The organism is Craterilacuibacter sp., assembly GCF_051659485.1.
Lineage (GTDB): Bacteria > Pseudomonadota > Gammaproteobacteria > Burkholderiales > Chromobacteriaceae > Craterilacuibacter.
The window spans coordinates 1-4615 of record NZ_JBOFOO010000160.1 but is presented as its reverse complement, the minus strand read 5'-3'; the positions used below and the strand labels follow the sequence as shown (position 1 = coordinate 4615).

Annotated in this window: 7 protein-coding genes; all 7 read right to left on the bottom strand. The window is 62.6% G+C overall.

Annotated features, from left to right (window positions below):
* Positions 1-548, bottom strand: a 548-nt coding sequence (locus ACRC1E_RS05490) for an NAD(P)-dependent oxidoreductase (protein WP_438514104.1), incomplete at its 3' end; no start/stop codon positions are given.
* A gap of 27 nt (positions 549-575) precedes the next feature.
* Positions 576-872 carry an EscU/YscU/HrcU family type III secretion system export apparatus switch protein gene (locus tag ACRC1E_RS05485; RefSeq protein ID WP_438514103.1) on the bottom strand — a complete coding sequence of 99 codons (297 nt, stop codon included), beginning with the start codon at positions 870-872 and terminating at the stop codon, positions 576-578.
* Positions 873-996: 124 nt separating this feature from the next.
* Entirely contained in the window at positions 997-1989 is a 993-nt protein-coding gene (gene fliK / locus ACRC1E_RS05480; protein ID WP_438514102.1) for a flagellar hook-length control protein FliK, read from the bottom strand.
* Positions 1986-2387, bottom strand: coding sequence for a DUF2802 domain-containing protein (locus tag ACRC1E_RS05475; protein WP_438514101.1), 402 nt, complete (start codon positions 2385-2387; stop codon positions 1986-1988). Before ACRC1E_RS05475 ends, fliK begins: the two co-directional genes overlap by 4 nt.
* A 31-nt stretch (positions 2388-2418) precedes the next feature.
* Entirely contained in the window at positions 2419-2745 is a 327-nt protein-coding gene (gene fliT, locus ACRC1E_RS05470) for a flagellar protein FliT (protein WP_438514100.1), read from the bottom strand.
* Positions 2732-3157, bottom strand: a complete 426-nt coding sequence (gene fliS / locus ACRC1E_RS05465) for a flagellar export chaperone FliS (protein WP_438514099.1) — start codon at positions 3155-3157, stop codon at positions 2732-2734. The genes fliT and fliS overlap by 14 nt, the downstream gene beginning before the upstream one ends.
* 12 nt (positions 3158-3169) lie before the next feature.
* Positions 3170-4615 (bottom strand): flagellar filament capping protein FliD (fliD, locus tag ACRC1E_RS05460; RefSeq protein WP_438514098.1); only part of this gene is annotated, 1446 nt, incomplete at its 5' end.

Below are 4615 nucleotides of genomic sequence, written 5' to 3'. Positions count from 1 at the left end.
TCGGCCACCGCCGCAATGCCGGCACCGACCGCAATCTGGTTGCAGGCCTTGGCCACCTGTCCGGCGCCGCTGTCGCCGATATGGGTAATGGTCTTGCCCATCGCCGCCAGCACCGGGCGGACGGCATCCAGTGCGCTGGCCTTGCCGCCGACCATGATGGTCAGCGTGCCGGCGATGGCACCGGCTTCGCCGCCCGACACCGGGCAATCGAGAAAATCCACGCCCTTTTCCGCCAGCTTGGCGGCAATCTCACGCGCGCCTATCGGCGAGATGGTGCTCATGTCCACACACACCAGGCCCGGACGGGCGGCGCCAGCCACTTCAGCCATCAGCGCCGCCACATCCGGCGTGTCGGCGACATTGGTGACCAGCACATCGACTTCAGCGGCCAACTGCGCCACGCTATCGGCCCACGTTGCCCCCGCATCCAGTAAGGCCTTGGCCGACTCGGGGCGGCGTGCCCACACAGCCACCTCGAAGCCCGCCCCCAGCAGGTTCAACACACAGGGCCTGCCCATGATGCCCAGACCGATATATCCAACTTTCATTGCTATCCTCCAGCAAATTGCAAAATGTCATGATACCGCTTTGGGCGGCGCCGTGCCTGCCGCCTGCTGTTCGAGAAAATAGACAAAGGCCAATAGCTCGGCCACGGCGCGATACAGCTCGGGCGGGATATGGTCATCGAGATTGACCTGCATCAGCAGGTTCACCAGCTCGGGCGAGTCATGCACGAACACGCCCGACTCGCGCGCGCGCTCGATGATGCGCTCGGCCATCTGGCCATAGCCCTTGGCCACCACCTGCGGCGCACTCTTGCCCTCCTGATAGGACAAGGCGATGGCGGAGGTGCGGGAAGCAGAATTTTTCATAAAGGGGATTCGTGATCAGGGAGAGGCAAAACGACATCGATACCCGTAGGATGGGTGCAGGCCGAAGGCCGTAACCCATCAATGCCAGGTGCAGCAAAGCGTAACCCATCAATGTGGGGACAACTCACGCATCCTGCTTGATATTCAAAGCCACCAGCGCAAGACCGGCGGCGGCCATGCCGTCTTCCAGCCGCGCGCGGTGGGTGGCCAGCAGCGCGGCGGTGGTTTCATCGCCGGCATCCAGCGTCAGCTGCACCTGATGCCCGACCAGACGGATACGCGCCCCCAGCGCACCCAGCGCCGGCAATTCCAGATTCAGCCGCGTGGCCCATACCGGGATCTCGCCGCCGCCATCGGCATCGCGCTCGCCCGCCGCTTCGCGCTCGATCTGCCACTGCGCCGCCTGCCCCGGCCACGCCTGGGCATTGACATTGAGCACACGGCTTTCCAGCGTATCCAGCTGCCTTTGCAGCACCTGCCCCAGCTCGGCCATCACCTGCTGTCGCGCCTGCGGGTCTTGCTTCAGCTGTTCGCCGGCTTGCGCCTGCGGCTGGCTTTGCAGGCGCTCCAGCGGCAAGCGCCCTTCTACCCAGGCTTTTTGCTGCGACTCGTAAAACACCCCGCTTTGCTTGACTGCCTGGCTGAGGCTGGCGGCACGCTCGGCCAGCGGTGCCTCGGGGTCGAGCAGCGTTGCCGCCTTGCCGGTAGCTTGCGGCGCGGCACGCAGCAGATCGGACAGATAACGGGTGGCACTACTGAGCTTGACCGCGACCGAGCTGTTTTGCTCCGGCTCGGCGGCATCCGCCGCCAGCATAAAGGTCAGCGCCGGCTGCAACGCCGCCACCTTGAGGGTGAGCGACTCGCCCTTGGCCGCGACACCGGGCGGCAGGCTGAGGGTAAACAGGCCGTTCTTGATCAGCGCCACCAGCTTATTGCCGGCTTGGCGCTCGACCACCCGTGCCTGCACCGTCTCGCCCAGCACCAGCGCCGGCGCCTTGGCCGGCGCCTTGTCGACCGCGATCAGGCCGCGGCCGGCATCCTTGAGAAAACGCGCATTATCAACCGTGGCCAGCTGCGCCAGACCGGCGCCGGCCTGTTGGCCGATATTTGAAATCATGAGGTGGAACTATTGCGGTAAAGGGAAACGATCAGCTCGGCTTCGCTGCGCGAAATACCGCAACGCTCGGCCACTTCGCCAGCCGACAGGCCGTGACGCGCCAGCGCTATCGCCTGATTGTAAGGAGAAGACCCGGACACCGGCGCGGACGCAAACACATCGCTGCGCCGCTGCTGCGGATGCGGGGCGGGCGGGCTGGGCGGCGCTGTCACCAGCGCATCCGCCACCACTTCGCGCATCCCCAGGCTATGCAGGTCTTTTTGCAAACGGGTAATCTGCGCCTGCAGCTCGATCTGGTGGCTATCCGCCACCCGCACTGCACTACGCAAACGGTACAACTGCCAGCCCAGGACGGCGACGATGGCAAACAAACATGCGATAAGCAGCCCTATTTCCACTTCAGCCTCCAGTACAGACGCAACACGGGCGTTAAACGCCTTTGCTGTAGGCGTCCAATACCCGGCTGCTGGTGCGCAGATGATGCATTTCTTCGGCAAGGGTCGCGCGCTCACCCGCCATCAGTATGCGCGACTGTTCGATATTAGCCTGAATAGCGGTTAGCGTCAGGCGCAGTGTCGCTTGCTGGCTGTCATCCAGCACCAGTGTTTCCACCCGCGGCAGGCGTGGCTGCGCCGCCGCCAGCTGCGCGCCCAGTGCTAGCGCCTGCGTCCAGTCCTCGCGCTCGGCTGCCTGCCGTGCCGCTTCGGCCTGCACGGCAAAAGCTTGCCACAAGGCCAATGCCTCAGACGCCGGCATGTGCCATCTCTCCCGTTGCCGCAGCCGGCTTGCGGCCGATTTCGACCCAGGCCGAACGCACCTCGCCCAACAGGGCGCTGACTTCATCCAGTGCCGCCGCATCATTATTCAGATTGGCCTGCAGCAAACGGCCGGTGCAATACTCGTACAGGCTGGCCAGATTCACGGCCAGCTCGCCACCCTGTTTCGCATCCAGCGAATTGCGCAGCCCCTCGTCGATAATCGACACCGCCTTGCCGATCAGCTGGCCCTTCTCGGCGATTTTGCCCTGCTCCATCTGCACCCGGGCCAGACGGATCGCCTGCAGGGCGCCGTCAAACAGCATCAGCACCAGCTTGTGCGGGCTGGCCACTTCCACCTCGGTTTCCAAGGCAGAGCTGCCATACGCCTGCTGCATTCTGCGGATATTCATGACTGGACTTCCTTAACTCTGATTCATCGCATTGAACTGCTGCGTCAAAAAACTGCTCATATTGTTGTACTGCGCCAGCAGGGCATCCATGGCCGAAAACTGCTGTTTGTAGCGTTTCTCGGTTTCCTCCAGCCGCCGTATCATCGCATCCTGCTGCTTACCCATACCCTTGGCCGATTCGCTCAGGCCGGTGCTGAAGGCATCGATCGCGCCATCCTTTTTCACCAGGCCTTCCAGCTTCTGGTCCAGGTCAAAGGCAAAGCCCTTGCTGAACGAAATAGTGCCGCGCGAACCACCAGCGCCACCATTCACTTCTATGCTCAGCCCTTCCACCGGTGTGCCGACAGCACCCACCAGCTTGTTGCCGTCCCCCCTGGCCGGATGGCCGCCTATGGTACCGGCCACGCTGTCGCCGCCGGGAATCGGCTCGGCACCGGCAAAGCCGGCAAAGTCCATATTGTAACCGGTAGTAATCTTGATCGAGGAGTCCTTGCCGGTCTTGTCCGACTTCATCACCAGCTTGCCGTCTTCATCGACGCTGATCGACACCTTGGGCACATCAGTGCGTGGCGGTACGGCCGCCGCAGCCGCCTCCTTGGCGGCGGCATTGATGGCTTTTTCCATCTGCTGTGCCAGCGTAGGCGCACCGGCAGCGACATCAAAAGCCGCAGGGTCGACCTGGAACTCCAGGCCGTCAACCGACAGCTTGAATTTTTCCAAGGGAGCCGTTGCATCCGGCTTGCCAGTGCCGGCGAGGGTGCCATTCAGCAACTGGGTGATCTTGATCTCATACTCGCCCGGCTCGGTCTTGCTGCTGCCACCGACATAGCTAATTCCGCTGTCCGAGGTCACCGCACTGGTGGCGAAGAACTTGCTGATTTCGTCGGCATTTTTCTCCAGCGCCTTGTCCAGCAGCTTGTCGTCCAGCTTCATGCTGCCGTCGGCATTGAATGTCAGGCCGAACTCGGAGGCCAGCTTGAACGACCCGCCATTGTCCGACGGCATGCTGAAAGCCGCACGCATCTGGCTCTGTATGGTGCGGATAATACTGGCACCATTCAGGATAGCCGCCGGGCGCTGCATGCCGGGCTCCACCGGCGCATCCAGATCCACCCCCGACACATCCTTCAGCGTCTTCATCAGATCGTTGTAACCCTTGACCAGCCCTTCGAGCGAAGTCTTGATGCCGGAGGTATCCTTGCTGACATCCATACGCGCGGCGACTTCTTCTTTGCTGTGTGCCTTTTTCAGCGTCAGCGTCACGCCTTCGATCGCATCGCTGACCGTATTGCTCTGCTTGGTCACCTTGATGCCGTCCAGCAGGAATTCGGCATTCTTGGCTGCCTGCACCTCGCTCAATTGCGACTGGCCGTCGGTCCCCTGCGTGGCCACACCATTAAGCGCCGCATCGCTGGCCTTGATCGTCATCATGCTGTCGGTGCCGGTATTCTTCGACGA